Here is a 26,435-nt window from a genome sequence, read left to right on the forward strand (position 1 = left end):
CCCGGGAGTTGCCCCATGGATCGCCTGTCTACCTTGCTCACGCATTTCGGTGTTAACGCCGGCACCTTTCACTGCGGTACGTTTTGCGGTACGACGGCCTTTGATGGCAGCCAGGCGTGCGGTCATTTGCATTTACTCCAGGCCGGCGAGGTCACCCTGAAGCTGGCGGATGAGCGTGAGCTGCGCCTCGCCGAGCCGACGCTGATCTTTTTCCCTCGCCCTTACCGTCACCGCCTGTTCGCCACCGAAGCGTCTGCCACGCAACTGGTGTGTGCATCCCTGAGTTTCGATGGCGGGTCGGGCAATGCCCTGGCCACGGCGTTGCCGGATTACTTGGTGCTCAAACTCGATGAGATCCCGACCTTGGCCAGCACCCTGGAATGGTTGTTCAACGAAGCCTTTGACGGCAGTTGCGGCCGTGAGGCGATGATGGACCGGCTGTTTGAACTGCTGGTGATTCAGTTGCTGCGCTACATACTGAATACGGGCAATCAGCAGCCGGGAATGATGGCCGGTTTGGCCGATGCGCGTCTGGCGCGACCCTTGAGCCAGATGCACGAAGCGCCAGCCAAAGCCTGGAGCGTGGCTGAGCTGTCGGCCCAGGCCAACATGTCCCGCGCCAGTTTTGCCGAGCACTTCAAGCGCGTGGTGGGCCAGGCGCCGGTGGATTATCTGGTGAGCTGGCGCATCAGCCTGGCGCAGAAGCGTCTGCGCGAAGGCAAGCCGATTGCGTTGATCGCCGAAGAGGTTGGTTACGAAAGCCCTTCGGCCCTGGCCCGGGCGTTTCGCCGCAAAACCGGGGTGAGTCCGCGGGAGTGGAGGGGCTGAGTGATCATGAACTTACTTCAATTCGGTTTATCAGGCCGATCGCGGGGGCAGGTTTTACGGCTGCTTCGCCGTCGAGCGCAGGCTTGCCCTGCGGCGACAAGAGAGGCATTACAGCGGCGATTTCTTGCCCAATGGCGAGAGGAGGTCGATCGATACCCAGGCGCCAGTTCGCCAGTGTGTTATCGGGATGAGTTTTCTGATTATTGATCGCGCACTTTGATTTTCAGGATTCTTTTATGGAGTGTGCAAACAGCGTCTACAGAGCGCCCGAGCAAGCGCCGACCGCACAAAGCTGATCCAAAAGAGGACCACCTCGACCCAAGCAGGGTCGAGGTGGTCTCCGTTCACATCACTTCAGGTCGAAGCGATCCAGGTTCATCACTTTGGTCCACGCCGCCACGAAGTCCTTGACGAATTTCTCCTTGTTGTCGGAGCTGGCATAGAACTCAGACAGCGCCCGCAGTTGTGAGTTGGAGCCGAAAACCAGGTCCACACGGGTTGCGGTCCACTTCGGCTGACCGGTCTTGCGATCACGACCTTCAAACTCTTCGTTGTCCGCTGACTTGGGGGTCCATTCCACGCCCATGTCCAGCAGGTTGGTGAAGAAGTCGTTGGTCAACGCCCCCTTGCGAGTCGTGAACACACCGTGGGCGGTTTGTCCGACGTTGGTGTCGAGCACACGCAGGCCGCCAATCAGCGCGGTCATTTCCGGGGCCGTGAGGGTCAGCAATTGCGCCTTGTCGATCAACAGGTGCTCGGCCGATACGCGGTAACGGGTTTTGAGGTAGTTGCGGAAGCCATCGGCGATGGGTTCGAGGAAGCCGAAGGATTCGACATCCGTCTGTTCCTGGCTCGCGTCCATCCGCCCTGGCGTGAATGGCACCGTCACGGTATGCCCGGCATTTTTCGCCGCCTGCTCGACGCCGGCAGACCCGGCCAGCACGATCAGATCCGCCAGCGAGATTTTCTTGCCGCCGGCATTGAACTCCTTCTGGATGCCTTCGAGTTTCGCAAGTACGCCAGCCAGTTGTGCTGGCTGGTTGGCGGCCCAGGATTTCTGGGGTTCCAGGCGCAGACGTGCGCCGTTGGCACCGCCGCGTTTGTCCGAACCACGGAAGGTGGAAGCCGCCGCCCAAGCTGTTGACACAAGCTGCGGGACGCTCAGGCCCGAGGCCAGCACTTTGCTCTTGAGCGCGGTGACGTCACTGTCGTTGACCAGTGGGTGGTCGACCGCCGGGATCGGGTCTTGCCACAGCAATTCTTCCTTAGGCATTTCCGGGCCGAGGTAGCGCGAGAGCGGGCCCATGTCGCGGTGGATCAGTTTGTACCAGGCTCGGGCGAAGGCATCGGCCAGTTGATCCGGGTTCTGCAGGAAACGCCGGGAAATCGGCTCGTAGATCGGGTCGAAGCGCAGGGCCAGGTCGGTGGTCAGCATGGTGGGGTTGCGGCGTTTGGATGGGTCGTGAGCGTCCGGAATAATGCCAGCGCCGGCACCGTTTTTCGGTACCCACTGGTGTGCACCGGCCGGGCTTTTCGACAGTTCCCACTCGAAACCGAACACGTTTTCCAGGAAGTTGTTGCTCCACTTCGTTGGCGTGGTGGTCCAGGTCACTTCCAGGCCGCTGGTGATGGTGTCGGCGCCCTTGCCGGTGCCGAAGCTGCTTTTCCAGCCCAGACCCTGTTGTTCCAGGCCAGCGGCTTCCGGTTCAGGGCCGACGTTATCGGCAGGGCCGGCGCCGTGGGTCTTGCCGAAGGCGTGGCCACCGGCGATCAGGGCCACGGTTTCTTCGTCATTCATGGCCATGCGGGCGAAGGTTTCGCGGATATCCCTGCCGGCGGCCACTGGGTCGGGATTGCCCTCCGGGCCTTCCGGGTTCACGTAGATCAGGCCCATTTGCACGGCGGCCAGCGGATTTTCCAGATTGCGCTCGCCTTCGGTACGGCTGGCATCGTTTTTCCCGGGTTCGGCCACCAATGGCACATCGCCGGGGGCTTGTACGGGTTTTTGCCCTTTGTCGTAACGGACGTCACCGCCCAGCCATTTGTTTTCCGAACCCCAGTACACGTCCTCATCCGGTTCCCAGACGTCCGGGCGGCCGCCGGAGAAACCGAAGGTCTTGAAGCCCATGGATTCCAGCGCGACGTTGCCGGTGAGCACGATCAGGTCGGCCCAGGAAATGTTGCGACCGTACTTCTGCTTGATCGGCCACAACAGCCGGCGTGCCTTGTCGAGGCTGACGTTGTCCGGCCAACTGTTGAGCGGCGCGAAGCGTTGCTGGCCGGAACCGGCGCCACCGCGGCCGTCACCGGTACGGTAGGTGCCGGCGGCGTGCCAGGCCATGCGAATGAACAGTGGGCCGTAGTGACCGAAGTCCGCCGGCCACCAGTCTTGCGAGTCAGTCATCAGCGCAGTCAGGTCTCTTTTGACTGCCGCAAAGTCCAGCTTTTTATAGGCTTCGGCATACTTGAAGCCCTCGTCCGCTGGGTCAGACAGGGACGAGTGCTGGTGCAGGATCTTAAGATTCAGTTGGTTCGGCCACCAGTCGCGGTTCGTTGTGCCACCGCCGGCGGCATGATTGAACGGGCATTTCGATTCAGTTGCCATGTGTGAGCTACCCTCGGTCGAGTTCTTGCGCTACCCGGCCCGGTTCGGGCCTGGAATGGAAGCGAGCGAAATCAGTGACTCAGGCTGCCGGATCCGCATGTCGATCAACCGATCGTTGTGGTCACGTGGGCATTACGGGCAGTGGCAGTCAAGTTGCCATCATGACGACCCACACTACGCCTGGTCAGTTTCCGGCTCATTCTTATCTTCACATCAGGTCTGTGTCGGCCAGACTACGCCGACGCTAGAAAAGGGTAGACCCCGAATGGCAAGTCAGCTAATAGCGGGAGTATTAGTGACTGATAGGCGAAATCTTTTACCGGTGCACAGGGATTTGCAGGTGCCCATTGGCGATGTGCCACAATACTCGACGTCACTGCAGCATTATCAGGCGAACACAATGGATGCCCTTCGATTACGGCACGAGCAGGAACGCTTTATCGCCCAGCAGGTGCGCACAGACCGATTGCATCAGCTGTTTCGGCAATCGGTTACCGCGGTTTTCGGCAGTTTCCTGGCATTGGTCATGCTGTGCTGGCTGTGCTGGGAGCGTTTCGATCATGACGTCGTTATCGGGTGGGTCGCCTTGTTGACGGCGTCGACGCTGGTGCGCATCACGATGTTCTTGATGTATTTCCGCAGTGTGGAAACGGCACGCACACCCGAACGCTGGGAGCGTATTTACCTGGTTACCCTGGTGTTGTCCGCCGGTATTTGGGGCGGTGGCGCGTTGGCCGTCATGCCGCCCGACGACCTGTTGGCCCAGGCGCTGGTGATGCTGTTTACCGTCGGTATGTCTGTCAGCGCGGTGTCCTGTTATTCGGCCTATCGCTACATGACCGTCGTGTCCATCGCCCTGGTGTTGTTGCCCTGTACCTTCTGGCTCTTGCTCCAGCCTTCGACCCTGCAAGTGGGTATGGGCCTGGCCGTTCTGGTCTTCGCCTCCTTTGTGTGCAGCGCGACACGCAAGCTTTCCGAGGCTTTGGAGGCGGCCTTTCGCCTGACCCGTGAAATGGAACTGGCGCACAGCATTTCCACCCGCGCCGCGCAAACCGATGAACTGACGGGCCTGAAGAATCGCCGGGCGTTCTTCGAGCAGGCCCAGAGGCTCTATAACCATTGCCAGAACTACCAGTTGCCGCTGTGTGCGGTGATGCTGGACATGGATCACTTCAAACATATCAACGACACCTACGGCCATCAGGTCGGTGATCAGGTGCTGCGCCAAATGGGCGTGGTCATCTGCCGATCCTTTCGCGAAACCGATGTCTACGGCCGACTGGGCGGGGAGGAGTTTGCCGTTTTGCTGCCGGACACCTCCCTTGAAACCGCGCAAAACATTGCCGAGGAACTTGTCCATTCCATTGCCGGCCTGATGACCGGGCCGGTGCACTGCATCACGGCCAGTGTCGGGGTGGCGTCCATGGATACCAGTGATAAGGATCTGCACAGCCTGATGAGCAACGCCGACAAGGCGCTGTACCGGGCGAAGGCGCGGGGGCGCAATCAGGTGGTGGTGTCGGAGTAGGCGCGAGGCGGCCTGGCCGCCGATCTGATCATTTCTCTGTAGGAGCTGCCGAAGGCTGCGATCTTTTGATTTTCCAGTGCAAGGTCAAAAGAACGGTGTTGTGGCATGACAGTCTGGGCCACTGGTCGATGGGTTGTTGATCTATAGATGCATAATGCCTATTTTTGAATCTATAGACTCAAAAAGAGAGGTCCGGCATGTCACTCGCCCTTCAGTCCCAGCAGGGATTCACCAAGAACCAATGCGTGACCGGCCTGCGGGCCGCGGTCGGCATCCTGGAAAAATGGGCCGTGTCCAGCGAGCAGGCTTGTCGCATCCTGCGCATTTCCCGCAGCACCTACACCCGCGCCAGGCAGCGCGATCCCGATTGGGCCGTGGCACTGGATGCCGACCAGATGCAGCGCATCAGCTTTGTGCTGAACATCCACGCCACCTTGCGCCTGATCTTTGACAACCCGCAGAACGTCTACGGTTTTGTTTCGATGGCCAACGACAATGAGTTTTTTAACGGTCGGACACCGCTTGAGATCATGTGCCAGGGGGACATGATTTCGTTGTACGAAACCTTTCGCCGGATCGACGCGCTGCGGGGCGCGCAATGGTGATGGTCAATCAACTTCCCGTATTCACCGGTGAACCGTTACAGGCCTGGCGCCTGGTCAATTCAAAGTTTCCGCCGATTGCGATGTTTGATGACGTGGCCGATGCGGACGAGTTCGAGGTGTTGTACGAGATCCAGGCATTGACCAATCCGCGCCTGAAAAACGAGGTCGGTCAGCTTGAGTTGATCCCCCGCAGCGAGATCCCGTTCGGCATTCCTGGCTGCTCTTATGCGACGGCGCCCTTTACCCACGTCAACCCGGCGGGGTCGCGATTCAGCGATGGCAGCTATGGCGTGCTGTACCTGGCCGACACCCTGGAAACGGCGTTGGCCGAGGTGCAGCATCATCAAACGCTGTACTGGTCGAACGTGCGCGACCTCAACTATGAGCGCTTTGTTTTTCGTGGGCTGTCCTGCTCGTTTCATGACAAAGCGATGAAAGAGGCGACATCCATTGTGCTCACCGATCCGATCTACGATCCCGATGATTACTCGCATTCCCATGGGTTTGGCAAAGCCATCAGGCAGGCCCGTTGCCCCGGCCTGCGTTACCACTCCGTGCGCAGGCCGGGCAGCCAATGCTGGGCCTTGATGACCCCTCGACCAGTGCTGTCGATTGTCCAGACCGCCCATTACGAGATGATCTGGAACCGGCAGATCACCAGCGTCAACCAGATCAGCGAAGCCTGACCTCAGGCCTTGACCCAGCGCTGACGGCTCCAGCTGCTCAGTGAGTCGACCGCAAACACCAGCAGCAACATGGCCAGAATCACCGTGCTGGCCTGGGCTTCCTGAAACAGGCTGAGGCTGACGTACAGCATCTGGCCCAAGCCGCCCGCACCGACGAAGCCGAGCACGCTGGCCATGCGGATATTGTTTTCCCAGCGGTACAGGATGTAGGCCAGTAACTGCGGCAACAGATTGGGCAGGGTGCCGTAGCAGAACGCCCATACGGCATTGGCCCCTTGCAGGCGGATCGCCTCGGCCGGTTGCGGCGGAGTGTTTTCCAGGGCTTCGGCGAACAGCCGGCCAAGCACGCCGGTAGTGTGCAGGGCCAGCGCCAGGGTGCCGGCATTCGGCCCGAGCCCGGCGGCCAGCACCATCAGCGCGGCCCAGACCAGCTCCGGAATCGCCCGCAAGGCGTTGAGTGCCAGGCGCGACACGCTCTTGAAGGGCCAGCCGAATCGACCGGCCGCAGGTAACGCCAAAATCAGGCCGAACACGGCGGCGAGCAAGGTGCCCAGAGCGGACATGGCCAGGGTTTCCAGCGCACCCTGAGCGATGGCTTGCAGGTGGCGCGGGCTCAGGTCCGGGCTGAGAAAACGCTGCGCATAGGCCGTCATCTGCTTGAGGTTGTCACTGCCGCCCAGTGCAGTGAGGTCAATGTTCAGATAGCTGAATGAAGCGACCACCGCGACACCGATGCACAGCAGCAGGGCCAAGTTGATCAGGCGATTCATACCAGCCTCCAGCGCAACAGGCGGCTGAGTTGATCGGCCAGCAGCACCAACAGCAGAAAGGTCAGCAACAGGCTGGCCACTTCACCACCGGCGAACATGCGTAGCGACAGGTCCATTTGCTGACCCAATCCGCCTGCGCCGACGAAGCCCATCACCACCGAGGCGCGGATGGCACATTCCCATCGGTACACCGTGTACGACAGCAGCTCGGCCGCGACATTGGGCAGGATGCCGTAGGCAAACGCCGAGAGCCGACCGCTACCGGCCTGCAGCAATGCATGGGCCGGACGCTGGTCCACCGACTCGAAGATTTCCGCATAGACCTTGCCCAGCATGCCGCTGTAAGTAATGCCGATGGCCAACACCCCGGCCGTGGGGCCAAGGCCGACGGCGCGCACGAACAGCAAGGCCCAGACGATTTCCGGCACGCTGCGCAGGAAGATCAGCAATCCGCGCACCGGCCAGCGCAACAGTCGTCCCCACACACTTGGGCGACCGCCACGGGAAGCCGCCGACAGCGACAGCGCACGGCTGGCCAGCAAACTGGCAGGCACCGCCAACAGCAACGCCAGGGTCATGCCGGCCGTGGCGATGGCCAGGGTTTGCAGCGTGGCTTGCCACAAAAGCTGGAGGAAATCCTCGCCATGGGCCGGCGGCCAGAACGTCGATACGAAGCGACCCATTTCGCTCTGGCTGTCGGCCGCCAACAGCACGCCCAGATCCAGTTCGCTGAAGCGGATGCCCGGCCATAGCAGGGCAAGCGCCAGCAGGCTGAGCAGCAGGCGGGGCCGGGTGGCCGGATCTCGGGCATCGCGGGTCAGCATCGGGGAATCTGCACGCTCAGGGGTACTTGAGGCACCGGTGGCGATTGCAGTTGCTCGTTGGCGTAGAGCTTGTCGAGCAGCTCGCTGTCGACGGCGCTCGCTGGCAGGTCAAACATAATCTGCCCGTCACGCAGGCCGATGATGCGCGCAAAATGCGCCAGGGCCAGTTCCACCGCATGCAGGCTGGCGACCAGCGTGACGTTGTGTTCCCGGGCATGCCGACAGAGCACCGACAGCGTGTGTCCGGCCAGTACCGGGTCCATCGCCGACACCGGCTCATCGGCCAGCAGCACCTCGGGCGCCTGGTACAACACGCGGGCTACGCCCACCCGCTGCAATTGGCCTCCGGACAGTTGCTGGCACTGCGCGAACAACTTGTCACCCAGATCCAACCGGGCCAACGCCGCACGCGCGCCAGGAATGTCCAGCGGATACAGCAGGTTCAGCAGGCTCTTGCCCAGCCCCCATTGGCCCAGTTTGCCGGCCAGCACCGCCGTGACCACGCGCTGACGCGGGGGCAGGGGAGGCGCCTGATGCACCAGACCGATACGGGCGCGCAGGCGCTGACGTTGACGGGCGGACAACTGCCAGGCGCGCTCGCCCAACACCTGCAACTCGCCATTGCCGGGGCGCAGGGCGGTGGCCAGCAGATTGAGCAGGCTCGACTTGCCCGCGCCGGACGGGCCGATGATCGCCACCTGTTCGCTGGCAGCGATGTGCAGGTCCACCCCCCGTAGCGCCTGGACGCCATTGGCATGGGTCAGGCTGATCCCGGTCAGTTGCAAACTCATTTGAGCAGGTCGGCGGCTCGGGCGGCTTCCTCGATGCCCTTGTAGTTCTCGGGGCTGGTTTCGATGAAGCGGCTGGCGGCTTGAAGATCCAGAATTTCCTTGTCCGCAGGCTTCGCTGGATCGAGCGCCAGGAAGGCGGCCTTGATCTTGTTGGCGAGCGCTGGGTCGAGGGTTCCGCGAACGGTCCAGTTGTAGTCGAAGTAGGCCGGCGTGGTGGCAAACACTTTGACCTTGTCAGTGTCGACCTTGCCGGCGGCGACCAGTTTTTCCCAGACACTGGCGTTCAACACCCCGGCATCGACTTTGCCGGCCTGCACCCAGGCGACGGTGGCGTCGTGGGCGCCGGAGTAGCCCACGCGACTGAAGTAGGTTTCTGGTCGGATGCCGTCCTGGAGCATGAAGTAACGCGGCATCAAACTGCCCGAAGTGGAGGACACCGAGCCGAAGGCGAAGGACTTGCCCTTGAGGTCGGCCAGGGATTTGACGGCCGGGTCGGCGCTGATGAATTTGCTGGTGAACTTCGCGTCCTGCTCGCGCTGCACCAACGGGATGGCATTGCCGGTCTTCAGGCGTGCCTGCACGAAGGTGAAACCGCCCAGCCAGGCCAGGTCGATGCGGTCGGTGGCCAGTGCCTCGACCACGGCGGGGTAGTCGCTCACTGGCACGAACTCGACCTTCATGCCCAATTGCTGCTCCAGGTAGGCACCCAGCGGCTTGAATTTGCGCAGCAGTTCAGTCGGCGCCTCATCAGGAATCGCGCTGACTTTGAGGGTGTCCGCCGCTTGTGCGAGCACGCTGCAAACAGACAGGGTCAAGCCGACGGCCAATGCCAGGGTACGCTTGAGCATGGAAATTCTCCGTTTGGTTTGCACAAGAGGGTCGATGCGCCGAGCGCCGGCTGATGGTGGCGGGACGCATTGAGAGGGTAGACGAAAAGGCGCCAGTATAGAGGACACACCACGCGAACCGAGAGCTGGATTTGAGCGATCCGCAGAAGTAGGAGCTGGCGAGTGAAACGAGGCTGCGATCTTTTTGGGGCTGCTTCGCGGCCCAGCGGGGATAAATCCCCTCGCCACAAAGTGCTCGATCCCTAGGAGTAGGAGCTGCCGAGTGAAACGAGGTGGCGATCCTTTGATCTTGATGTTCAGCAGCGTGGAGCTGACCAGGATCAAAAGATCGCAGCCTTCGGCAGCTCCTACCGGGAAGCGTGAGTCTGTAGGCGCTGCCGAAGGCTGCGATCTTTTTGGGGTTGCTTCGCGGCCCAGCGAGGATAAATCCCCTCGCCACAAAGTGCTCGATCCGTAGGAGTAGGAGCTGCCGAGTGAAACGAGGTGGCGATCCTTTGATCTTGATGTTCAGCAGCGTGGAGCTGACCAGGATCAAAAGATCGCAGCCTTCGGCAGCGCCTACCGGGAGGCGTGAGTCTGTAGGAGCTGCCGAAGGCTGCGATCTTTTTGGGGTTGCTTCGCGGCCCAGCGAGGATAAATCTCCTCGCCACAAAGTGCTCGATCCGTAGGTGTAGGAGCTGCCGAGTGAAGCGAGGTGGCGATCCTTTGATCTTGATGTTCAGCAGCGTGGAGCTGACCAGGATCAAAAGATCGCAGCCTTCGGCAGCTCCTACCGGGAGGCGTGAGTCTGTAGGAGCTGCCGAAGGCTGCGATCTTTTTGGGGTTGCTTCGCGGCCCAGCGGGGATAAATCCCCTCGCCACAAAGTGCTCGGTGTTGCTGGGTTGCAAGTGCGAAATGCCAGTGCAGCGAAGGGGGCGCCGATCTTTGGGTTCGACCGACCAGCAGATGAAAACTAGTTTTTTACCAACAACTCCGGGCCAAGGTAGTCATTGATCTGGTCGATATCATCGTCGCCCAGACTGCCCACCGAAGAGGCCAGGCGCAGGCGCGACATCAAGTAGCGCAGCTTGGCCTCGAACAGGTCGTGGCGCGCCACGAAGAGCAGTTCTTCGGCATTGAGAACGTCCGAGTTGGTGCTGGTGCCCCCCTCCTTGAAGCCCTTGCGGGTCGACATCAACGAGCGTTCATTGGACTGCACGGCCTTTTCCAGTGCGTGAATGCGTTTGGCGCCGCTCTGTATGCCGTGATACTCGCGGGTGGTTCCGGAGATGACTTCCTGTCGCGTGGCATCGAGTTCGTCCAGGGCTTTGTAACTATTGGCGCTGGCCTGGCGTGTCAGCGCGCTGACGCCGCCACCGTTGAAAATCGGGACATTGATTTCCAGCCCGATTGAGCCGTAACGGTTGCGCTGATTCAGTTCGGAGATTGATTGACTATCGCCCGCCGTGTAACCGGCCACGAAATCCAGGGTTGGCCAGTGGCCGGCCCTGGCGCGTTTCACTTCTTCTTCGGCGAGGTCGCTGCTGTGACGGCGCGCATGGATCAGCGGGCTATCGGCCTGGGCCTTGACCAGCCAGTCCTGCAGGTTGTCCGGCAGCAGCGGCGGCGTATTGAAGCTCGGGCGCAGGGTGGTCAGTGAATCGGGGGTTTCACCGATGAATTCCTCAAGCTTGCGGCGTGCGTTGATCAGGTTGTCCTGCGCTTCGATCAGCTCGGCTTCGGCGAGGTCGCGGCGCGCGACCGATTCGTCGATGTCGGTAATGGTGCCGGCCCCCAGCTCCATGCGCCGTTTGGCCGAGGCGAGTTGCTCTTCGAAGGCGCTCAGCTTGGACTTGGCCAGGACGATGGTTTCGCTGGCCAGGAGCACATCGAAATAGCTTTCGGTCAGGCGCACCGCGGCGTCCTGGGTCTTGGCATCGAACACGGCGACGCTGTAGTCCGCACGCTGCTGGCCCTGACGGTATTCGGCCATCTTCTGTTTGTTGAACAGTGGCTGGCGCAGGCGCAAATTGGCGCCCTTGGAGTCGTAGTCCAGATCCCGCTCGATGCCGCTCTGGCGTTGGGTGCCATTGACCTTGTTGTCGTAGGCCGAGGCATTGACCTGTGGTAGCAGTCCCGCCAGGCCAATGGCGCGATTTTCCCCGCCGGCCTCTTTTTCATGCACCGCAGCGCGGTAGACAGGGCCTTGGTATTGCAATAGATCCCAGGCCTGCTTGAGGTCCATGGCGCTGGCCGGCAGAGACAACCCCAGCAGGCAGAAAATCAGGCAATGACGGTCCATTTCATTGTTCCTTGAAGGCGCTGTCCACACGTTCGAGCATCGGTTTTAGCAGATAGCTCATCAGGTTACGCTCGCCGGTCTTGATGGTGACGCTGGCGGGCATGCCGGGGCGAATATGATTGCTGCCCAGCAGGCTCATGCCATCGGGTGTGACTTCCACCTGCGCCAGATAAAACGGCTGCTTGCTTTCCTCGTCGAGCAGGCGGTCGGCAGAAATGGTCTTTACCCGCCCCGGGATGTTGGGTGTCTGGGCATGGTTGAAGGCAGGGAAGGAAAGGTCCACGTCCAGTCCGGGGACCATCTTGTCGATGGCCTGAACGGGAATCATCGCATCGACCTGCAGCGGTTCGTTGACCGGAACGATTTCCATGATCTTGAAGCCCGGCTGAATGATCCCGCCGACGGTGGCAATACTCAGGGACTGGACCATGCCATCGATGGGCGATCGAATCACTGTGTGGGTCACTTCATAGTCCAGCGCGCGCAAGCGGTCGGCCAGGGTGGTGTTTTCCTTGGCGGTGTCGGTCAGCTGCGAATCGACTTCTTTCAGGTAGTCGTGCTGACGTTGCAGGATGCGCAGCTTGATTTCGGTGATCTGGCTACGCACGCGAGCGATGTTGTTGAGATTCTCGGCCTGGCCGGCGGACAAGTCGGCGTTGCTGCGTTCGAGCTCAAGCAGGCGGTTGCGTGGCACATAGCCTTCGGCCGCCAGCACGCGGGTGCCTTGCAGTTCCTGGTTGAGGAAGTTGATTTGCGAGGCGCGGGAGCCATAGACCTGCTGCAGGCCCTTGAGCTGTACCTGCGACGCCGCCAGGTTTTCCTCCAGGATGCTGATTTCGCCCGCAAGTCCGGCACGGCGGGTGTCCAGCAGGTGCTGTTGCAGTTCCATGGCGGCCACCAGGCGCTGGTCATCGCCGAAACGCTTGAGCAACTCCGGGTCGAAGCTCACCACGTCGCGGTCGTCACGCTCCGCTGCCAGGCGGTTTTCCACCGCTTTGCTGACGATGTACTGGGCGCTTACAGCACCTTGTTCGGCAACGGCACGCAACGAGTCGAGGCGGACCACCTCTTGGCCTTTTTTCACCACATCGCCTTCTCGAACGAGAATGGCCTCCACGGTACCGCCGCTCAGATGCTGCACGGCTTTGCGATTGCTGGTGACTTTGACTGTGCCCGTCGCGACCACGCCGGCATCCAGCGGCGCCAGCCACGACCACAGGAGGAAGCCGCCAAAGCCGGCGAGCACCAGCCACACGCCCCAGCGCGCAGGTTTGCCGACGTCCAGGTCGATCACACTTTTGGGGTCGGCGTGAATCATTTCGGTGTGTTGGCTCATCTGCATGATCGGTTACTCCCGTGCCTTGACGGAGGACAGCGGTGTCGGTGCGCTCGCTGGCATCACACTGGCCTTGCGCAGTGCGGTGAATACTTCGTCGCGGGTACCGAGCATCTGCACGCCGCCATCACGCAGCATCAGCACCTTGTCGACGGCGCAGAGCACGTTGGGACGATGGGAAATCAGAATGACGGTGGCACCGCGTTCCTTGAGCACGGCCAGCGCATCGACCAGGGCCTTTTCGCCAACGTCGTCCAGGTTGGCGTTCGGCTCATCCAGCACGATCAGGTTGGGCTCGCCATACAGTGCGCGGGCCAGGGCGATGCGTTGCTTCTGGCCACCGGAAAGCGGGCTGCCATCGGTGCCCAGACGGGTGTCATAACCTTGCGGGAAGCGCAGGATCATCTCGTGCACACCCGTGGTTTTGGCGGCGCGGATGACCGCGTCGCTGTCCACTTCGCCAAAGCGCGCAATGTTGTCGGCGATGGTGCCCTCGAACAGCTCCACGTCCTGTGGCAAGTAGCCGAGCCAAGGGCCGAGTTCACCCTTGTTCCAGGTGAAAATGTCCGCGCCGTCCAGGCGTACCTTGCCGGCCTGCGCCGGCCAGACGCCGACCAGCAGGCGGGCGAGGGTGGATTTGCCCGAGGCGGATGGACCGATGACGCCAAGGCTCTCGCCCGGTACGAGGCTGACGCTGACCCCACGCAAAATGGTGGTGTTGGTACCGGGGGCGCCGGCAAACACATTCTCCACCGCGACCATGCCTTGTGGTCGCTGCAGTGACATGCTCGGTGGCCGGCGCGGGTAGTCCTGCAGCATCTCGTTGAGCCGGCCCCAGGCCGAACGGCAGCCGAGCAGTTGCTTCCATGATGCGATGACCTGTTCCACCGGGCCCAGCGCGCGGCCGGTGAGAATCGAACAGGCAATCATCATCCCCGGGGTGATCTTGCCTTCGATCGCCAACAGAGCGCCGGCACCGAGGATCAGAGATTGCAATGTGATCCGCACGAAGCGCCCGGTGCTGCTGATCAGGGCGGCGCGGTCAGAGGCCAGAGTCTGCATTTCCAGTATGCGCAAATGGCTCTGGAACCAGCGCTTGCTGATCGCCGGCAGCATGCCCATCGCCTCGATGACCTCGGCATTGCGCAGGTTGTTGTTGGCATAGAGGGAGGAGGAAAGGGCGGCTTGATTGGCTTCGGCCAGCGGCTTCTGCGTCGCCTTTTCGGTGAGCCAGGCCAGGCCCATCAGTATCAGCGAGCCGATCAGGGTCACCAGTCCGAGTAGCGGGTGGATCAGGTAGGCGACCAGCAGGTAGATCGGCGTCCACGGCGCATCGAAGAAGGCGAACAGGGCATTGCCGGTGAGGAACTGACGAACTTGCGCGAGATCTTGCAGGGCCTGGGCGGGATTACCGCCGGCGCGGCTGAGGTTGCGTTCGAACGCGGCGGTGAACACGCGTCGGTTGAGGTCCATGTCGAGGCAGTTGCCGACCCGGATCAACACGCGGGTGCGGACCATTTCCAGCAAGGACATCAGCAAGAACAGCCCGATCACCAGCAAGGTTAACATCGTCAAAGTTGTGACGTTGCGGCTGACCAGGGCGCGGTCGTAGACCTGGAGCATATACACCGCAGGCGTCAACATCATGACGTTGATGACGCCGCTGAAGCCTGCCAGCGCGTAAAAACTCCGGCGCAGGCGAAAAATCGCGTCAGCCAGTTCAGAACGGGTGCTCGGATTCTTGTGCATTTTGATACATTCCCCCACCGAAAAGCCGAACGGCACGCGGCAAACAGCCGGCAGTAAACGTAGCTGGCTAACAATAGATGTAGGTCCGTAGGCAGCGCGTCGACACAAGGTGTAGTTGTCTTGGCAAGTTCCGAGGTTTCGCGTTGCTCCCACATGCTGGAGCGTAGGCGGCGTTTGTTTCTTAAGCGATACAGTTTCAAATAACATTTCGCTCTAGTAATGCTTAGAAATTTCTATATATCGTTTAATAACAGCAAGTTAGAAAGACTGATGCCGGCCGTCAGGTTTTGCGGCGTAATATTGACAGGCGATTTTTCTGGAACTTTAGTCATGGTGAGGTGTCGCCCGCCGCATGCCAGCCATCGCTTGGCCAATGCTCGGCACGTTGACTCCTGAAGGAGCAAGAACATGTCGATCATTTCGTCCTTTGGCGGGGCGACGGAGCCGTTCAGGAAGTTCGCTGCGACTTCCAGATTCCATGGGCCTCCATCGGCTCGGGTTCGCTTCGCTTAATCGCTCAGCGAGCCGTTCCTTCAGCGAATTCCAGGCGCTTTTCCCGCGTAAGGCTTAGCCTTCTGCGCGCCTGCTCTCGCCAAAAAAATAACAACCAACACTGCGCACGCCAGCACCTGACTGGGCGCGGGAGGGCTTTTTCGTCCCGTGCCTTTCACAGATAAATCGAGGGCAATCGAAAATGGCAAATTTCAGCAAGTCGGACCTTGAGTTCATCCTCAAGCAGATCTTCATCGCCGAAGCGCATGCCGACGGCGCCAGCCTCATAGATTTGTTACCCAACAGTCAGGTGCCATTCGGCCTGCGCACCGTCGATGGCAGTTATAACAACCTGGTCGCCGGACAAAGCGGGTTCGGCGCCGCGGACAACTCTTTCCTGCGCCTGCTTGACCCTGCGTATCGAGCGTCCTACCAGGGGACAGGGAGCGTGGTAGACCCGCAACCACGCATCATCAGCAACCTGATCGTCGACCAGACCGCCAACAACCCGGCGGCGGTGGCGGCGAACGGCGGTGCCGACCCGGTGATCAGCCCCGGTCTGGATGGAGTGTTCGGCACGGATGACGACAAGGAAGTGTTCTTCATCCCCAATCAGTCTCCGGATGTCGGCCTGACGGCCAGCTTCAACTCGTGGATGACTTTCTTCGGCCAGTTCTTCGACCATGGCCTGGACCTGGTCACCAAGAGCGCTACGGACGTCGTGTTTATACCGCTACAACCGGACGACCCGTTGTACGATCCGCAGAGCCCGACCAATTTCATGGTGCTCTCACGCGCCGTGCGTACCGCCGGCGCGGACGGCATCGTTGGCACGGCCGATGATGGCCAGCCCAACACCACTTCACCGTTCGTGGATCAAAGCCAGACCTATAGCTCGCACCCGTCGCATCAGGTGTTCCTGCGCGAGTACACCCTCAATTCGGCCGGCGACCCGATTGCAACCGGGCGCTTGATCACCAATCGCGATCTCGGCGCCGATGGCAAGTTCGGCACCGCCGATGACGGCCACGGCGAAAAAGGCGGGATGGCGACCTGGGCCGTGGTCAAGGCCCAGGCCCGCGACATTCTTGGCATCAACCTGACCGACGCCGACGTGCACAACGTGCCGCTGTTGGCGACCGATGCGTATGGCAATTTCATTCGTGGCCCCAGCGGCATGCCGCAGGTGGTGATGCGCATCAGTAACGGTGCCGACGGTGTCGCCGGGACCGCCGATGACATTACTCAACTGGTTGAAGGCAACCGGGATGCGCCGATTAGCCTGGCCAACGCCGTAAGCACTGGCCATGGCTTCCTCGACGACATCGCCCACAACGCCGCGCCGGTCGTCGTCAACGGGGTTCTACAGGCCGATAGCGACACCGATGTCGGCAATGCGCAGGACGTCGGCGCGGGCGGCAACAACCTGACCTATGACAACGAACTGCTCGATGCCCACTACATCGCCGGCGATGGCCGGGCGAACGAGAACATCGGCCTGACCACCGTGCACCATGTGTTCCACTCCGAGCACAACCGCCTGGTCCAGCAATCCAAGGACACCATCCTGGCCGCCGGCGATCTGGCTTTCCTCAATGAGTGGCTGGCGGACGATGTGGCGGCGATACCGACGACCGCCGCCGAGATCGCGGCGTTGGTGTGGGACGGCGAACGCCTGTTCCAGGCCGCCAAGTTCGGTACCGAGATGCAGTACCAGCACCTGGTGTTCGAGGAGTTTGCACGAACCATTCAGCCGCAGGTCGATGAGTTCCTGGCTCCCAACGGCTATGACACCTCGATCAACCCGGCGATCCTCGCCGAATTCGCCCACGTGGTGTACCGCTTTGGTCACTCGATGCTGACCGAAACCGTCGATCGCTTCGACCCCGAGTTCAATCCGATCCTAACCGACCCGGACAACCCCGACTCGCAACTCGGCCTGATCGCGGCCTTCCTCAACCCGCTGGCGTTCGCCGGCAGCGGGGCGACATCGGACGAAGCGGCCGGGGCGATCATTCGCGGTGCGACCCGTCAGGTCGGCAACGAGATCGACGAATTTGTCACCGAAGCGTTGCGCAACAACCTGCTCGGCCTGCCGCTCGATTTGCCAGCCCTGAACCTGGCGCGCGGTCGCGACACCGGTATCCCCACCTTGAATGAGGCGCGGCGTGAGTTCTATGCAGCGACGGGTGATAGCCAACTCAAGCCGTACATCAGCTGGGCTGACCTGGCGAACAACCTCAAGCACCCCGAATCCCTGGTCAACTTCATCGCCGCCTTCGGCACCCACGGGGCCTTGACTGCAGCCGATGTGGATACCCTGGTCGAGATGCGTGCGGTCGCCGCTGCCCTGGTGTTTGGCGGCAGCGCGGTGATCAACGTGGGGACTGCTGATGAGCGGATCTTTACCGCCAACCTGGCCGATCGCCTGGCATTCCTTAACAGTACGGGCATCTACGCCATGGTCAATGGCGTCACCACCACCGGTGTGGACGACATCGACTTCTGGGTCGGTGGTCTTGCCGAGCAGAAAATGCCGTTCGGCGGGATGCTCGGCTCGACATTCAACTTCGTGTTTGAAACCCAATTGGAGGCGTTGCAGAACGGCGACCGCTTCTACTACCTGTCGCGTACTGCGGGTCTGAACTTCGGCACGGAGCTTGAGAACAACTCCTTTGCCAAACTGATCATGCTCAACAGCGATGTCACCCACTTGTCGAACACTGTGTTCCTGACGCCAACGTTCACCCTTGAGGTGGATCAGGCCAAGCAGTTCACGGGTCTTGGCGCGAACGGCAATGCCGACCCTACGGGCGGCATCATGATCAACGGCGTGGAAATCGTGCCGCTGGTGATCCGCGACAACCCCGACACCCCCGGCACGGATACCAACTTCCTGCATTACACCGGTGAAGACCATGTCGTTCTCGGCGGCACCGCCGGCAATGACATCATCATCTCTGGTGACGGCGACGACACCCTTTATGGCGATGCGGGCAACGACCGCCTCGAAGGCGGTGCCGGCAACGACGCGGTACTGGGTGGCGACGGCGATGACATCATCACCGACTCGTTCGGTGACAACCGTCTGGAAGGCAATGCCGGCAACGACGTGATCATCGCCGGCAGCATGCTGGCGGCAGGCAACCTGATCCTGGGTGGCGATGGCCAGGACTTCATCGTCACCACCGAAGACATCACCACCACCTTCGGTGGCAGGGGTGACGACTTCATCCTCGGTGCCAAGACCAACCTGCCACCGACCGGCAACGAAGGTGACGACTGGATCGAGAAGGGCACCCAGGACGGTGCGCCTGGCGACAACTTCTCGCCATTGCTTAATGACGATGTGGTCGGCAACGACATCTTCGTCGGCGGCGGTGGCTTCGACGAAATGATCGGCGAGGGCGGCGATGACATCTTTGTCGGCAGCGATGCCCAGGACAAGATGGACGGCATGTCCGGTTTCGACTGGATAACCTACAAGAATGACAAGGTCGGGGTCACCGCTGATCTGTCCCTGGCCGCGTTGGCCCAGCCTCACGGCAATGCGCCAAACCAGAATGCCGGGGTGTTCAATCCGGTCGGCGCCTCGCCCGCCTCGATCCTTGATCGCTTCGCCGAAGTGGAAGGCTTGTCCGGTTCGAAGTTTGCCGATGTGCTCAAAGGCGATGATGTCGATGCGGTCACCATCCTCAATCACGGTGGTGCCACGGGCAGTGCGCTGACCAATGTGGCGTTGATCCGCGGCCTGGCGCAGTTCCTGGCCGACGCCGGACTGCCGACCACCGGCTTTGCCACGGGCAACATCATCCTGGGTGGCAATGGCAGTGACCTGATCGAGGGCCGCGGTGGCGATGATCTGATCGACGGCGACAAATGGATCAACGTCAGGATTGCAGTCTATGCCCCCGGTGATACCAACCACACCGGCCCCGAGATCGCCTCGTTCGACAGCATGGTCGATATGATTCCGTTCATGATGAACGGCACCTACAACCCTGGGCAGCTCAAGGCCGTGCGGGAAATCCTGCCTGGTACCTCCACGGGCGGGGCGGCGTTCGACACTGCGATTTTCTCCGGCAATCAGGCCGACTACGTGGTCACTCAAGACACCCGCGGTACGGACAGTCTGGCGGACGATGTCTGGACGGTGAGGGATACCGTCGTGGCCCGCGACGGCACCGATACCTTGCTGCACATCGAGCGCCTGCAATTCGCCGATGGTCAGCGCGTGTTGGTCGAAGGGCTGAATGCACAACCGGTTGGCCGGCCAACCATCACCGATGGGAACGGCGGCGCGATTACCGTGGGCGACATGCTGACCGTCAGCGTGGCCGGGGTGACCGATGCCAATAATGTCGGGGGGACGCTCAATAATTCCTCGGTGTCCTACTACTGGCAATTCGAGGCGGATCCAGGCAGTGGCGTGTTCGAGGACATCATCCTGCTGCCGGCCGGCGACCTGGCGTTCCAGAGTGCCGACGGCACCGCGTTCAAGGTCTCTCCAGACCTCGCCGGGTTGTCGTTGCGGGTCAAGGCAATCTACCAGGATGGTCATGGCACCACTGAAGTGGTGTTCTCGCAGCCGACCGCCGTGGTGGCGCCTGGCGCACCGGTTGTGCCTACGCCGCAGGTGCCGGTGGTCGACGCCACCGCAGGCGGCGAGGGCCTTCACATGGTTCGTTCCGACCTCAATTTCATTCTTGATCAGATCAAGATTGCCGAGGCTGACGCGGCCGGACAGGACATCCTCTCGTTGATCCCGAATATCCGCGCGCCGTTGGGCCTGCGGGCGGTTGACGGATCGAACAACAACCTGATGAACCTCAACGGCAACAACCACACCGAATATGGTGCCGCCGATAACACCTTCCCGCGCTTGAGCGATCCGGTGTTCAATCCGGCGGAAGGTGTGCCTGCGGGTTTCTTCGGCCCAGGCTCCCCGGCTTTTCCGGGATCGTCCTATGCGCAGAACAGCGGCCCGGTGTTTGACTCGCAGCCGCGTACCATCAGTAACCTGATCGTCGACCAGACCTCGCACAACCCGGCGGCCTATGCCACGGCTTACGACCCGGGTGCGAACGGTCATCTCGACTTCGGCGTAACGGGTAGCGGTAACGACGATGTGCTCAAGGATGGCGTGCGGATCGTCGCCAGCCCCGGCATGGATGGTCAGTTCGGCACGGCCGACGACCACGATGTGTACCTGTTCGAGAACACCGCGGCGGATGCGGGATTGTCCGCGCCGTTCAATGCCTGGATGACTTTCTTCGGGCAGTTCTTCGACCATGGTCTGGACTTGGTGACCAAGGGTGGTTCGGGCACCATCTACATCCCGTTGCAACCGGATGATCCGCTGTACGTGCCGGGCGGCAACACCAACTTCATGGTGGTGACCCGCGCGACCAACCTGCCGGGGGCCGATGGCGTTCTCGGCACGGCCGACGACATCCATGAGCACACCAACACCACCACGCCGTTCGTGGACCAAAACCAGACCTACAGCTCGCATCCATCGCACCAGGTGTTCCTGCGCGGATACGTGATGACGGGTGCCGGCCCTATAGCGACCGGCAACCTGATCACCAACCGTGACCTGGGGCTGGACGGCAAGTACGGTACCGGGGACGACACCGAAATCGGTGGCATGGCGACCTGGAAAGTGGTCAAGGCTCAGGCACGTGACGTTTTGGGCATCAATCTCACCGACGCCGATATCGACAGCGGTCCGCTGCTGGCGACTGACGCCTACGGCAACTTCATCAAGGGGCCGCATGGCTTCCCGCAGGTTGTCATTCGGGTCAACAACGGGTTGGACGGCATTGCCGGCAACGCCGACGACGTCACGACCCTTATGGAAGGCGATCCGGCCAATCCGATAAGCCTGGCGAACGCGGTACGCACCGGCCATGCCTTCCTCAACGACATCGCCCACAATGCCGTGCCGGTCATTTCCGGCGGGGTTCTGCAGGCCGATGGCGATATCGATGTCGGCAATGCGCAGAACGTTGGCCCGACCGGCAACAACCTGACCTATGACAACGAACTGCTCGACGCGCACTACATCGCCGGTGATGGCCGGGTCAACGAAAACATCGGCCTGACCGCGGTGCATGCGATCTTCCACGCCGAGCACAATCGGCTGGTGGCGCAGACCAAGGACACCGTGCTCGATTCGCATGACGTGGCCTTCCTCAACGAGTGGCTGATCAATCCGGTGAATGCAATGCCGGTCACCCAGGCCGATATCGATGCCCTGGTGTGGAACGGCGAGCGTCTGTTCCAGGCGGCCAAGTTCGGCACCGAGATGCAGTATCAGCACTTGGTGTTCGAGGAGTTTGCGCGGACCATCCAGCCCCGTGTTGACCTGTTCTTCGCACCGACCCAGGTCTATGACGTTGATCTCGACGCCTCGATCGTCGCCGAGTTCGCCCACACCGTGTACCGGTTTGGCCACTCGATGCTGACCGAGACCGTCGATCGCTTCGACGTCAATTTCGACGTGATTGGCGACCCGAGCAGTGCAGATCCCGATCAGCAACTGGGCTTGATCGCGGCGTTCCTCAACCCGTTGGCGTACGCCGCCAGTGGCGTGACGCCCGAGGATGCGACCAGTGCGATCGTGCGTGGGGTGACCCGGCAAGCCGGTAACGAGATCGACGAGTTCGTCACTGAGGCGCTGCGCAACAACCTGCTGGGCCTGCCGCTCGACCTGCCGGCGATCAACATCGCCCGTGGCCGCGACGTGGGAATTCCCTCGCTCAACGCCATTCGCCGCGACATCTATAGCCAGACCGGTGATACCCAACTCAAGCCGTACAGCAGTTGGGTCGATCTGGTGCAGCACCTCAAGCATCCGGAGTCGTTGATCAACTTCATCGCCGCCTATGGCACGCATGGCACGATCACGTCGGCAACCACGCTGGAAGGCAAGCGCGCTGCGGCGATGTTGCTGGTATTTGGCGATGGTGGTGTTAACGAGCCAGCCGATCGGATGGACTTCCTCAACGGCTCCGGCGCCTGGGCCAACATAACGCTGGCCGGCAAGGATGGGGCTCTGGGAACCGTCGATGATCTGAAGGGTGTGACGATCACGGGGGTCGATGCCATCGACCTGTGGATCGGCGGCCTGGCCGAAGAGAAAACGCCGTTCGGTGGCATGCTCGGCTCGACCTTCAACTTCGTGTTCGAGAACCAGATGGAGAAACTGCAGGATGGCGACCGCTTCTACTATCTGGAACGTACCTCTGGCCTGTCGATGAATGCCGAGCTTGAAAGCAACTCGTTCGCCAAGCTGATCATGGCCAACACCTCGGCCACGCACTTGCCTGGCCTGGTGTTCTCGGATGTGGCGTTCTATCTGGAAAAGGACCAGAGCAAGCAGTACAACGAAGGCCTGGGCAGCGCCGATCCACTGAGCGAAAACAACCATCAGGTGGTGTTCCGCGACAACCCGTTGACTGCCGGGCCGGACGCCAACTACATCAAGTACATCGGTGAAGAACACATCGTGATGGGCGGCACCAACAATGCCGACATCCTCATCTCCGGGGGCGGCGATGACACGGTGTGGGGTGACGGCGGCAACGATCGCATCGAAGGCGGTAACGGCAACGACCAACTGCGCGGTGGCGCCGGCGATGACATCATCACCGACATGGGCGGCGACGATAACATCCAGGGTGGCGACGGCAATGACGTGTTGCACGGCGGCAACGGCATCAACCTGATCATTGGCGGGTTCGGCAACGACTTCATCATCACCGGTGAAGACGCCTCCGAGGCCATTGGCGGTCAGGGCAACGACTTCATCCTGGGCAGCAAGGCCAACGAGCAGGACATGGGTAACGAAGGTGACGACTGGATCGAGAAGGGCACGTCGGACGGTGCCCCTGGCGACAACTTCGATCCGCTCGGCAATGACCCGGTGATCGGCAACGATGTGTTCGTCGGCGGTAACGAGAACGACAAGTTCAACGGCGAAGGCGGCGACGACATCATGGTCGGCAGTCTTGGCTTTGGTGACCGCTATATCGGCGGCTCCGGCTATGACTGGGCGACCTTCAAGGATCTCACCCAGGGCGTGACCATCGACTACAGCGACCGCTTTTTCGATGTACCGCCGGTACCGGGTTCGGGGGCCTCGGCACTGGTGCGCTTCGACATCATGGAAGGTCTGTCGGGTTCGTCCCACGGTGACTTCCTGCGCGGCGATAACGAAGACGCGACATCGCTGCCCACTGCGGGGGCAACCGGCAGTGTGCTGACCAACATCAACCTGATCGACGGCCTGGCAGGTCTGCTGCCCGCCGGAGCGACGTTCTTCGACGGCGGTAACATCATCCTCGGTGGCAGCGGCAGCGACCTGATCGAAGGTCGCGGCGGTGACGACATCATCGACGGTGACAAGTGGCTGAACGTACGCATCAGTGTGCGGCAAAACATCGATGGCACCGGCCCGGAAATCGCCTCGTTCGACAGCATGGAGCCGATGGTGCCATTTATGTTGAACGGTACCTACAACCCCGGCCAACTGGTCATTGTGCGGGAGATTCTGACCGGCAATGACAAGTACGACACCGCGCTGTTCACCGGGAATGCGTCGGAGTACAGCGTCGTGGTCGATGGCAATACCGTCGTTGTGACCGACTCGGTGGCGGGGCGTGACGGTGTCGATCGCCTGACGGGCATCGAGCGCCTGCAGTTCGCTGATCGTGCGCAGTCGTCCGGCGTGGGGACCGCGCAAAACGCCGGTCCGACGGGGCATCTGGCAATCCTCGATGATGCCACCGGTGTGCGTGACGATACGCCGGTCGCCGGCCAGTTGCTGCGCGTCAGCAATCTGGGCGTGCACGATGCGGACAACGTGGGAGTGGGCAATGCGAGCGGTGCGGTGACCGGTGCGGTGGCTTACTACTGGCAGGTCGAAAACATCCCAGGCACGGGTGTTTATGAAGACATCACCTTCGTCGCCGCTGGGGAGGTATCGCGGGCGATCGGCACCACCTACCGGGTCGCGGATGATGTAGCGGGTCTGAATATCCGTGTGCGGGCGGTGTATCAGGATGCCAAGGGCACGCTGGAAATCGTCGACTCGACGCCCAACAGCCTGCCCAGCATAGTGCCGACCGTAGCGGGACTGGCGGTGCAGAACCAGGTGTTGACCGCCAACCCGGCGAGCATCGTCGACCTGGATGGCCTGAGCAATCCGCAGTTCACCTTCCAGTGGCAGGTCAACAGCCCGGCGGGCTTCGTCAACATCGCCGGTGCCACCAATAGCACACTCGCGCTTGGCCAGTCTCAGGTGGGTCAGACGGTGCGCGTGGTGGTCAATTACGTGGATGACTTCGGTGTACACGAAAGCATCGCATCCGACGTCCTGGGGCCGGTGGCCAACGTCAACGATGCACCGACCGGTGTTTTGCTGATCAGCGATACGACACCGGATCAAGGGCAAGTGCTGACTGCGATCACGGCCGGGATCGCCGATGCGGATGGGTTGGGCACCTTCAGCTACCAATGGCAGCAGGGTATTGGCACGTCCTTCACCAACATCAGCGGTGCGACTGCTGCAACGTTCACACCGGGTTCGGCGCAAGGCAACCTGCAACTGAGGGTGATCGTGCGCTACACCGATGGCTTCGGCACGCAGGAGTCAGTGACCTCGGCGGCGACGGCAGCGGTGACGGTGCCGACTGGCGTGGTGCTGACGGGCAATGCACAGGCGAACATCCTCACCGGCGGTGCGGGTAACGACCTGCTGTTTGGCCTGGGCGGGAACGATACGCTCAACGGCCTGGCAGGTAGCGACCAGCTGTTTGGCGGTATTGGCAACGACATTCTCAACGGCGGTGACGACAATGATGTCCTCAATGGCGAGGACGGCAATGACACTCTCAACGGCGGGCTTGGCGCCGATGCCATGAATGGCGGTGCCGGCAACGACACCTTTGTGGTCGATAACGTCGGTGACTCTGTCATTGAGGCGGTGGGTGGCGGTACCGATCTGGTGCAAACCAGCCTGGCAAGCTACGTGCTCGGTGCCAACGTCGAAAACCTGACCTTTACCGGCGCCGGAAATTTCACCGGTACCGGCAATGCGCTGGACAACACCATCAACGGCGGGGCCGGCAACGACCTCCTCAATGGTGGTGCAGGTGTCGACCGGCTGGTGGGATTGGCCGGCGACGATACCTACATCGTCGATAACGGCGGGGACACGGTGGTCGAGGCGTTTGGCGGGGGGGTGGATACCGTACAAACGACCCTGGCCAGTTACACCCTGGCAGGCAATGTCGAGAACCTGACGTTCACCGGCGCTGGCGCCTTCGTCGGCATTGGCAACGGGTTGAACAACGTCATCACCGCCGGGGCAGGTAGCGACACCCTCAATGGTGGCGGCGGCAACGACATCCTCATCGGCAATGGCGGTAACGACAGGCTCAACGGCGAAACCGGTAACGACCAACTGTTGGGTGGCCTTGGCGCCGATATTCTCAACGGCGGCAATGGCGATGACAGCCTCGACGGCGGTGACGGCGACGACTCACTGATCGGTGACACCGGCAACGACACGCTGCTCGGCGGGCTGGGTAATGACAACCTGGACGGCGGTAACGGTAACGATCTGCTCCAGGGAGGAGATGGCAATGACACGCTGCTCGGTGGCATCGGCGTCGATACCCTGTTGGGTGGCAACGGCAATGACTTTATCGACGGGGGCGATGGCAACGATACGGTCACTGGCGGTGCCGGCAACGACGTGATGGTTGCCAGCAGTGGCAACGATATCTTCATGTTCGCAGCGGGCTTCGGTACCGATCAGATCCTCGGCTTCGATGCCGTCCTGGCGGGAGGCCAGGACCGGATTGATATTTCCGGGTTGAACATCACGGCGGCGACCTTTGCCGGCAGTGTCACCATCGCCGATGTCGGTGCGGATACCTTGATCAGTATTGGAGGTGCTGACTCAATCCGCCTGGTGGGTGTGGCCGACGCAACAACCGTCACTTCTGCAGACTTCATCCTGGCCACTTGAGGTCCTGATCAGTCTCCGCAAAGGAGCGTGACAACAGGGAGGGCAGTGGA

General features: G+C 61.3%; 13 protein-coding genes. 5 read left to right on the forward strand and 8 right to left on the reverse strand.

Annotated features, from left to right (window positions below):
* Nucleotides 1-15 precede the first annotated feature (15 nt).
* Entirely contained in the window at nucleotides 16-828 is an 813-nt protein-coding gene (locus ABTV22_RS11540) for a cupin domain-containing protein (RefSeq protein ID WP_433740224.1), read from the forward strand.
* Nucleotides 829-1,177: 349 nt separating this feature from the next.
* On the opposite strand, the gene katG is transcribed toward ABTV22_RS11540, so the two are convergent.
* Nucleotides 1,178-3,433, reverse strand: a complete 2,256-nt coding sequence (katG, locus tag ABTV22_RS11545; protein ID WP_433740225.1) for a catalase/peroxidase HPI — start codon at nucleotides 3,431-3,433, stop codon at nucleotides 1,178-1,180.
* A 400-nt stretch (nucleotides 3,434-3,833) separates the two neighbouring features.
* Here katG and ABTV22_RS11550 point away from each other — a divergent pair, with 400 nt between their 5' ends.
* From ABTV22_RS11550 to ABTV22_RS11560, 3 genes are all read left to right on the forward strand, one after another.
* Nucleotides 3,834-4,961 carry a diguanylate cyclase gene (locus ABTV22_RS11550; protein ID WP_433740226.1) on the forward strand — a complete coding sequence of 376 codons (1,128 nt, stop codon included), beginning with the start codon at nucleotides 3,834-3,836 and terminating at the stop codon, nucleotides 4,959-4,961.
* Between the two features lie 197 nt (nucleotides 4,962-5,158).
* Nucleotides 5,159-5,566, forward strand: a complete 408-nt coding sequence (locus ABTV22_RS11555; protein WP_433740227.1) for an antitoxin Xre-like helix-turn-helix domain-containing protein — start codon at nucleotides 5,159-5,161, stop codon at nucleotides 5,564-5,566.
* A complete protein-coding gene (locus ABTV22_RS11560) occupies nucleotides 5,560-6,252 on the forward strand; it encodes an RES family NAD+ phosphorylase (RefSeq protein WP_433740228.1) in 693 nt (230 codons plus the stop codon). The genes ABTV22_RS11555 and ABTV22_RS11560 overlap by 7 nt, the downstream gene beginning before the upstream one ends.
* Before the next feature lie 2 nt (nucleotides 6,253-6,254).
* On the opposite strand, the gene phnE is transcribed toward ABTV22_RS11560, so the two are convergent.
* From phnE to ABTV22_RS11595, 7 genes are all read right to left on the reverse strand, one after another.
* Nucleotides 6,255-7,022 (reverse strand): phosphonate ABC transporter, permease protein PhnE, encoded by a 768-nt coding sequence (gene phnE, locus ABTV22_RS11565; protein ID WP_433740229.1) that lies wholly within the window; start codon nucleotides 7,020-7,022, stop codon nucleotides 6,255-6,257.
* Nucleotides 7,019-7,846, reverse strand: coding sequence for a PhnE/PtxC family ABC transporter permease (locus ABTV22_RS11570; protein WP_433740230.1), 828 nt, complete (start codon nucleotides 7,844-7,846; stop codon nucleotides 7,019-7,021). Before ABTV22_RS11570 ends, phnE begins: the two co-directional genes overlap by 4 nt.
* Nucleotides 7,840-8,637, reverse strand: coding sequence for a phosphonate ABC transporter ATP-binding protein (locus ABTV22_RS11575; protein ID WP_433740231.1), 798 nt, complete (start codon nucleotides 8,635-8,637; stop codon nucleotides 7,840-7,842). The genes ABTV22_RS11570 and ABTV22_RS11575 overlap by 7 nt, the downstream gene beginning before the upstream one ends.
* On the reverse strand, nucleotides 8,634-9,485 hold the full coding sequence (locus tag ABTV22_RS11580; RefSeq protein ID WP_433740232.1) for a putative selenate ABC transporter substrate-binding protein: 852 nt from the start codon (nucleotides 9,483-9,485) through the stop codon (nucleotides 8,634-8,636). The genes ABTV22_RS11575 and ABTV22_RS11580 overlap by 4 nt, the downstream gene beginning before the upstream one ends.
* Before the next feature lie 953 nt (nucleotides 9,486-10,438).
* Nucleotides 10,439-11,767, reverse strand: a complete 1,329-nt coding sequence (locus ABTV22_RS11585) for a TolC family outer membrane protein (protein ID WP_433740233.1) — start codon at nucleotides 11,765-11,767, stop codon at nucleotides 10,439-10,441.
* Nucleotide 11,768: 1 nt separating this feature from the next.
* Nucleotides 11,769-13,109, reverse strand: a complete 1,341-nt coding sequence (locus tag ABTV22_RS11590; RefSeq protein ID WP_433740234.1) for an HlyD family type I secretion periplasmic adaptor subunit — start codon at nucleotides 13,107-13,109, stop codon at nucleotides 11,769-11,771.
* Between the two features lie 6 nt (nucleotides 13,110-13,115).
* On the reverse strand, nucleotides 13,116-14,852 hold the full coding sequence (locus tag ABTV22_RS11595) for a type I secretion system permease/ATPase (RefSeq protein ID WP_433740235.1): 1,737 nt from the start codon (nucleotides 14,850-14,852) through the stop codon (nucleotides 13,116-13,118).
* A 694-nt stretch (nucleotides 14,853-15,546) separates the two neighbouring features.
* Between ABTV22_RS11595 and ABTV22_RS11600 the strand changes: the two genes are divergently transcribed.
* Nucleotides 15,547-26,385 carry a peroxidase family protein gene (locus ABTV22_RS11600; protein ID WP_433740236.1) on the forward strand — a complete coding sequence of 3,613 codons (10,839 nt, stop codon included), beginning with the start codon at nucleotides 15,547-15,549 and terminating at the stop codon, nucleotides 26,383-26,385.
* Nucleotides 26,386-26,435 lie beyond the last annotated feature (50 nt).

The organism is Pseudomonas putida, assembly GCF_050990305.1.
Classification (GTDB): domain Bacteria; phylum Pseudomonadota; class Gammaproteobacteria; order Pseudomonadales; family Pseudomonadaceae; genus Aquipseudomonas; species Aquipseudomonas putida_AH.

Excerpts from the sequence above, each read along its gene's own strand:
- ABTV22_RS11540 (WP_433740224.1), top strand. The coding sequence starts at position 16 with ATGGATCGCCTGTCTACCTTGCTCACGCATTTCGGTGTTAACGCCGGC.
- katG (WP_433740225.1), bottom strand. The coding sequence starts at position 3,433 with ATGGCAACTGAATCGAAATGCCCGTTCAATCATGCCGCCGGCGGTGGC.
- ABTV22_RS11550 (WP_433740226.1), top strand. The coding sequence starts at position 3,834 with ATGGATGCCCTTCGATTACGGCACGAGCAGGAACGCTTTATCGCCCAG.
- ABTV22_RS11555 (WP_433740227.1), top strand. The coding sequence starts at position 5,159 with ATGTCACTCGCCCTTCAGTCCCAGCAGGGATTCACCAAGAACCAATGC.
- ABTV22_RS11560 (WP_433740228.1), top strand. The coding sequence starts at position 5,560 with ATGGTGATGGTCAATCAACTTCCCGTATTCACCGGTGAACCGTTACAG.
- phnE (WP_433740229.1), bottom strand. The coding sequence starts at position 7,022 with ATGAATCGCCTGATCAACTTGGCCCTGCTGCTGTGCATCGGTGTCGCG.
- ABTV22_RS11570 (WP_433740230.1), bottom strand. The coding sequence starts at position 7,846 with ATGCTGACCCGCGATGCCCGAGATCCGGCCACCCGGCCCCGCCTGCTG.
- ABTV22_RS11575 (WP_433740231.1), bottom strand. The coding sequence starts at position 8,637 with ATGAGTTTGCAACTGACCGGGATCAGCCTGACCCATGCCAATGGCGTC.
- ABTV22_RS11580 (WP_433740232.1), bottom strand. The coding sequence starts at position 9,485 with ATGCTCAAGCGTACCCTGGCATTGGCCGTCGGCTTGACCCTGTCTGTT.
- ABTV22_RS11585 (WP_433740233.1), bottom strand. The coding sequence starts at position 11,767 with ATGGACCGTCATTGCCTGATTTTCTGCCTGCTGGGGTTGTCTCTGCCG.
- ABTV22_RS11590 (WP_433740234.1), bottom strand. The coding sequence starts at position 13,109 with ATGCAGATGAGCCAACACACCGAAATGATTCACGCCGACCCCAAAAGT.
- ABTV22_RS11595 (WP_433740235.1), bottom strand. The coding sequence starts at position 14,852 with ATGCACAAGAATCCGAGCACCCGTTCTGAACTGGCTGACGCGATTTTT.
- ABTV22_RS11600 (WP_433740236.1), top strand. The coding sequence starts at position 15,547 with ATGGCAAATTTCAGCAAGTCGGACCTTGAGTTCATCCTCAAGCAGATC.